This is a genomic window from Methylobacterium sp. EM32, assembly GCF_040593685.1.
Lineage (GTDB): Bacteria > Pseudomonadota > Alphaproteobacteria > Rhizobiales > Beijerinckiaceae > Methylobacterium.
The window spans coordinates 1-5886 of sequence record NZ_JBEXZS010000236.1; the positions used below are offsets into that span (position 1 = coordinate 1).

A 5886-nucleotide genomic window follows, 5' to 3' on the forward strand; every position below is an offset into this window, starting at 1 on the left:
TCGCCGTGACGGCCGAGCCCGCAGCCTTGAGCTGGTTGTTGATGGCGTCGAGGACGCCCTGGCTGTTTGCACCGTCGGTCGCCTGGTTCAGGGTGACGTTGACGCCGTCGATCGAGAGGGTCGCGGTGCTGCCGCCGGCGGCGGTGAAGATGGCGGAGATGCCTGCGGCATTGAGCGTGCCGGTGACGGCGGTCTGCTGCGTGGCAGTGGCGCCGCCGATCGCCGTCTCGGCCACCGCGGTGGTCGCGCCGACCGACAGGAGGTTGTTGGCGGTGGCGCCGCTCAGGGCGGTCGAGCCGATGCTGGCCTTGGCGGTGAAGGCGTTGGAGGCCGAGAGAGCTTGCTGGGTGATGGCCTTGAGCTGGTCGGTCAGGCCGCGCAGCTTGGTGATGCCGGTATTGGCGGCCTGGATCGTCTGGATGCCGTTCGACACGCCGTCGAGCAGGTTCGTCAGGGACGACGACCGCGAATTCAGGTTCTGGGCGGTGAAGTAGTTCACCGGGCTGTCCAGGGCGGTGTTGACCCTCTTGCCGGTCGAGAGGCGCGTCTGCGTCGTGGAGAGCAGCGCTGCCGTATCCTGGAGCGACAGGAGGTTCTGGCGGGTGGCGGCCGAGAGGGTGATGTCGGACATGGGGCGACCTTTTTGATCGTCGGGCGAGGCGTCTTTTTGACGACGCCGTCACCATCGCCGCGCAGGCCTTTCGTCTTCCTTAAGCCTAACGGTTTCGCCGACATGGCGCGTCCCGTTATGGTTAATGTTGGATAAATCTATGTCGGGGCGAGTTGTTTCGATCGTCGGTACAGTGAATTCTTAATCGTCCGGGTCCTAGCGTCGGGCGCATGTTCACCTATTCCCCTCACAGTGCCCCGCCTCCCGGGCAGGCCCGCCGGCCGCTTCCGTCTCCGGATGGTGCGGCTCCGGTCGCGGTACCTGCGTCCCGCGGCGGGGCGTCGGAGCGGGACGGGCGGCGGGGGGCGGCGCGGTCTCCCGCCGATCCGTCGGGGTGACGGACCGGATGCAACCAGACTCGGAAGGCGCACCCTTCACCAAAGCTTATACGGACAGACGCCCATGCCCCTGCGCATCCACCTGAAGCCGTTCGAGCGCCTGATCATCAACGGCGCGGCGCTCCGCAACGGCGAGCGCTCGACCAACCTCCTGATCGAGAACACCTGCAAGTTCCTGCGCGAGAGCGAGATCATCCCGGAGAGCGGCGCCGACACCGCCTGCAAGCGCTTGTGCGTCACGCTCCAGCTGATCTACCTCGCCGACCATCCGATGGAGGCCGACGACCTGCTGGTGCGGCAATCGATGGAGATCCTGCGCGGCATGCCGACGAGCGCGCCCTACCTGGTGGCGATCCAGGACGAGCTCGCGAACAAGCAGTATCACCGCGCCCTGAAGATCGGCCGCGAGCTCGTGGCCTACGAGCGCAGCCTGATGGAGCGCCTGAACACCGCCGCGACCGACGCCGCCTGAGCGCGGCGTCGTCGCCTTCACCAGGGTTCCGCCCCGGGGCAGCCGCAATGGGGTGATGGTCTCTCCCCCGTGAGGCGCAAGCCTCCGTCGAGGCGCGGACCCGTCGAGGTGCGGAGCGATGGGCGACACGGATTCGATCGACTGGACCTCTCCGGCGCAGCTCGTCGCCTGGCCGGAACGCGGCCGGGGCGAGCCGGTGACCACGACCCTGCGCGAGGCGGTGGCGGCATCCCGCACGATCGAAGCCGGGAGCGCCTGGATCATCCTCGCCGACGGGCGCATCCTCCGCCCGGGCCAGGTTGCCGAGCTTCAGGCCGCCGAACTCCAGATTGCCGAACGCCGAGCGGCCGAGCCTCGCTCCGGCGGCTGAGCCGCGCCCTTCCGTCCCGCCCCCGACCAAACCGCGGGTGCCCCATCCGCGTTGCCCTCCTTCAGAAGCGGAGGGGTGATGCTGATCTTCGAATGGATCGCGGGCGTGCTCGTCGTCGCGGTCCTGCTCGCCGGGGTGGCGCGGCGCCTCGGGGCGCCGTTCCCGGCCTTCCTGGCGATCGGCGGGGCGGTGCTGGCCTTCGTGCCGCAGGTGCCGAACTTGCGCCTCGACCCCGACCTCGCGCTCGCCCTGTTCCTCGCGCCCGTCCTGCTCGACGCCGCCTACGACACCAGCCTGCGCGACCTCAAGCGCAACTGGATGCCGGTCGCCGGCCTCGTCGTCGGCGCGGTCGGGGTCACGACGATGGCGGTGGCGCTGGTGGCGCGCTGGCTCGTGCCCGACCTGCCGCTCGCCGCCGGCATCGTGCTCGGCGCCATCGTGGCACCGCCGGACGCGGTGGCGGCGCTCTCGGTGCTGGCCCATGTCCGGCTGCCCCACCGCCTCGTCACCATCCTCAAGGGCGAGAGCCTGTTCAACGACGCCTCGTCGCTGCTGATCTACCGCCTCGCCCTGGGCGCGGTGGCGACGGGCTCGTTCTCGGTCGCCGAGGTCGCCCCGACCTTCCTCATCGGCGTCGTCGGCGGGATCATCGCCGGGCCGGTCCTGGCGATGCTCTATGTCCGGCTGATGCGCCGGGTGACCGATCCGCCGAGCGCCGTGGTGCTGCAATTCGTCGCCACCTTCGGCCTCTGGATCGCCGCCGAGCGGGTCGGGGTCTCGGGCGTGCTGACGGTGGTGAGCTTCGGGCTGGCCGTATCGCGGCTCTCGCCCCAGACCATGCCCGCCCACCTGCGGGTCACCTCCAACACCGTCTGGGAGACGGCGGTGTTCGTGCTCAACGTGCTCGCCTTCGTGCTGATCGGCCTGCAGATCGGCCCGATCCTCGAGGGACTGAGCCCGGCCGAGCGCAGCCACTACGCGCTCGTCGCCGCGGCCGTCTTCGCCACCACGGTCGTGGTGCGGCTCGCTTGGGTGCTCGGCGCCCGGGCCTGTGCCCGGCTCTGGCACCGCGTCGCCGGGCCCGTGGGACCGGCGCCGATCGGCCTGCGCTCGGGCACGATCGTGGCGTGGTGCGGCATGCGCGGCGTCATCACCATCGCGCTGGCGCTGGCCCTGCCCGGTGATTTCTCGCACCGCGACCTCGTGGTGCTGACGGCGTTCTGCGTCGTGCTCGGCACGCTGGTGATCCAGGGCCTCACCTTGCGCCCGCTGCTCGCCTGGTTCTCCCTCGGCGACGACGATCCGGTCGGGATCGAGATCGGCCGGGCGCGCGCCGCGGCCTACCGGGCGGCCCGCGACAGCCTTGCCGACGACCGCTCGCCCCATGCCGAGGCGCTGCGGCGGGAGTTCGACGCCGTCTTGCGCGAGGCGGAGGACCACGAGGAGGGCCTCGCCCCGGCGAGCCTGCCCGCCGACGGGTTGCGCCGCCGCGCCGTCGAGGCCGCCCGCGCCGTCATCGTCGATCTGCGCGAGCGCGACGAGATCGGCGACGACGCTTATCTGCGCCTCGAGGAGGAGCTCGACTGGGCCGAGCTCAGCGCCACCCCGCGGGACGAGGTCTCGCCCTGACCGCGCCCGGCGCGGTGCCGGGCCGCGCCGGGGGCACGGCGAAAACGATGGTCAGACCCGAACGGTTGATTGTATCCCGTTCGGGCTTGAGACCAAAAACCTGCGTGCCGGACGAGCGAGGTCCCGCGCGGACGACAAGAGACGGAACGAGCGAGACGCCATGCACGCCACCCGAATGCCCTCGTCGCGGCCGCCGTCCTGGACGTCGCGGTTCTTCACGAGCGGGCCCGTCACCTGCATCGAGGACCTGCGGGTGCTCGCCGAGCGGCGGGTGCCGCGGATGTTCTACGATTACGCCGATTCCGGCTCGTACTCGGAGGGCACCTACCGGGCGAACGAGGACGACTTTTCCCAGATCAAGCTGCGCCAGCGCGTCGCCGTCGACATGACGAACCGCACGCTGGCGAGCACGATGGTGGGCCAGCCGGTGAGCATGCCGGTGGCGCTGGCGCCGACCGGGCTGACGGGGATGCAGCACGCCGACGGCGAGATCCTGGCCGCGCGCGCCGCCGCCAAGGCCGGGGTGCCGTTCACGCTCTCGACCATGAGCATCTGCTCGATCGAGGACGTGGCCGAGAACACCGACGCGCCGTTCTGGTTCCAGCTCTACGTGATGCGCGACCGCGACTTCATCGACCGGCTGATCGACCGGGCGAAGGCGGCGCAATGCTCGGCGCTCGTGCTCACCCTCGACCTCCAGATCCTGGGCCAGCGCCACAAGGACGTGAAGAACGGCCTCTCGACCCCGCCCCGGATGACGATCCCCAACATCATCAACCTGGCGACGAAGCCGCGCTGGTGCCTCAACATGCTGCGCACGCAAAGGCGCACCTTCCGCAACATCGTCGGGCACGCGCAAGGGGTGGGGGACCTGCGCTCGCTCTCGTCTTGGACCGCCGAGCAGTTCGATCCCCGGCTCAACTGGGACGACGTCAAGCGCATCCGCGACCGCTGGGGCGGCAAGCTGATCCTCAAGGGGATCCTCGATCCCGAGGACGCGGAGCTGGCGGCCCAGAGCGGCGCCGAGGCGATGATCGTCTCGAACCACGGCGGCCGTCAGCTCGACGGGGCGATCTCGTCGATCGCCGCGCTGCCGGGCATCGTCGAGGCGGTGGGCGACCGGATCGAGGTGCTGATGGATGGCGGCATCCGCTCGGGCCAGGACGTGATCAAGGCGCTGGCTCTCGGCGCCCACGGCGTCTTCATCGGCCGCGCCTTCCTGTACGGGCTCGGGGCCGGCGGCGAGGCGGGCGTGACCCAGTGCCTCGACATCATCCGCAAGGAGCTCGACGTCACGATGGCGATGTGCGGCCTGCGCGACGTGCGCCAGGTCGACGAACGGATCCTGGCCGGCAAGCCGGCGCTGAGCAACCGGCCGTTCTGACGAAGGGCTCCGCCCGGCCGAAAAGCTCCACCCGGCACGGCGCCGGGCGGAGCGGCATCCGTTACATGCGGTGCATGTGGCGGTGCATCATGCGGTGGCGCATCATGTGCCGCCGGTGCATCATGTGGCGACGATGCATCATGTGCCGGTGCATCCGGTGGTGGCGCATCATCCGGCGCTCGCCGCGGGTCATCTGCACGTGTTCGATCATGGGGGCGGCCTGGATGCCGGTCGGGCTCGCCGGGGCGGCGGAGGCCGCGCCGATGCCGAAGGTGAGGCAGCCGAGAACCGCCGCGGCCGCGAGGCCCAGAGTCGTCTTCTTCATCTTTGGTGTCTCCTCTGCGCGGCCCCCGCGTCCGACGGCGGGGACCGGCCCGCCGGCGCGGCGGGCTCACCCGCAGGCAGCGGGTCACGAACAAGAATTTTCCAACGGTGAAGGTTCCGGCGAAAGGTTCGTTTTTCGCGGGCCCGGTGCCGGAAAAATTCGGTCCTTAAAAAAATGTTGACGGCTCCCGTATCCCGGCGCGTCGCCGCGCGTTTCTCCCGGCATTCCGGAACGGATGCCGCAACGACGGGGGAGCGCCAGACCATGCACGAGGGGATCCGGATCCAGGCCGACGCCGACGGCACCTTCACGCTCTACAGCGACACCCGGGTCATCCTGCGCGGCCTCACTCGCGAGCGGGCGTATCGCCTCGCCGGGCGGCTCGGGGAATTCGTGCGGTATTGAGCTTTCCTGACCTCGTGACCTCGCGGCTCCTGAACCCTCCCCCCTCCGCGGAGGAGGTTGCCCCGCGGATGCGGGGCGGGAGAGCGGAACCACGGTTCCGAAAATAACTGAACCGTTGTGAGGGGTGCTCCCTGGATCGGTGTCGCGCTGCCCCTCTCCCGACCCCTGCTGACGCAGGGGCCACCCTCCCCGTGGAGGGCAGGGTGATCGCATATGAATTTTGCCGTCTGGCTTTGCCGTGAAGCAGCCAGACGGCGTTGACGCCTCCTGAGATGCAGGAGGCCTATCATGTC

General features: G+C 69.9%; 6 protein-coding genes and 1 pseudogene. 5 read left to right on the top strand and 2 right to left on the bottom strand.

Going from position 1 to position 5886, the window contains the following annotated elements; genetic code table 11:
• Window positions 1-631, bottom strand: a pseudogene (locus ABZT49_RS29920) (flagellar hook protein); the annotation flags it as partial.
• Between the two features lie 441 nt (window positions 632-1072).
• On the opposite strand from ABZT49_RS29920, the gene ABZT49_RS29925 reads away from it, so the two are divergent.
• The 4 genes from ABZT49_RS29925 (at window position 1073) to ABZT49_RS29940 (ending at window position 4863) form a co-directional block, all read left to right on the top strand.
• The gene (locus ABZT49_RS29925; RefSeq protein WP_355291637.1) at window positions 1073-1480 is read left to right on the top strand and encodes a flagellar biosynthesis repressor FlbT; all 408 of its coding nucleotides are present in this window, start codon (window positions 1073-1075) and stop codon (window positions 1478-1480) included.
• Window positions 1481-1598: 118 nt separating this feature from the next.
• Window positions 1599-1850 (top strand): hypothetical protein, encoded by a 252-nt coding sequence (locus ABZT49_RS29930; protein ID WP_355291639.1) that lies wholly within the window; start codon window positions 1599-1601, stop codon window positions 1848-1850.
• Between the two features lie 78 nt (window positions 1851-1928).
• The gene (locus ABZT49_RS29935) at window positions 1929-3479 is read left to right on the top strand and encodes a sodium:proton antiporter (RefSeq protein WP_355291641.1); all 1551 of its coding nucleotides are present in this window, start codon (window positions 1929-1931) and stop codon (window positions 3477-3479) included.
• A 175-nt stretch (window positions 3480-3654) separates the two neighbouring features.
• Entirely contained in the window at window positions 3655-4863 is a 1209-nt protein-coding gene (locus ABZT49_RS29940) for an alpha-hydroxy acid oxidase (RefSeq protein ID WP_355291645.1), read from the top strand.
• A 61-nt stretch (window positions 4864-4924) separates the two neighbouring features.
• Here ABZT49_RS29940 and ABZT49_RS29945 read toward each other — a convergent pair whose 3' ends face one another.
• Window positions 4925-5188 carry a hypothetical protein gene (locus tag ABZT49_RS29945; RefSeq protein ID WP_355291643.1) on the bottom strand — a complete coding sequence of 88 codons (264 nt, stop codon included), beginning with the start codon at window positions 5186-5188 and terminating at the stop codon, window positions 4925-4927.
• 264 nt (window positions 5189-5452) lie between these two features.
• Here ABZT49_RS29945 and ABZT49_RS29950 point away from each other — a divergent pair, with 264 nt between their 5' ends.
• On the top strand, window positions 5453-5593 hold the full coding sequence (locus ABZT49_RS29950; protein ID WP_232388408.1) for a hypothetical protein: 141 nt from the start codon (window positions 5453-5455) through the stop codon (window positions 5591-5593).
• Window positions 5594-5886: the final 293 nt, after the last annotated feature.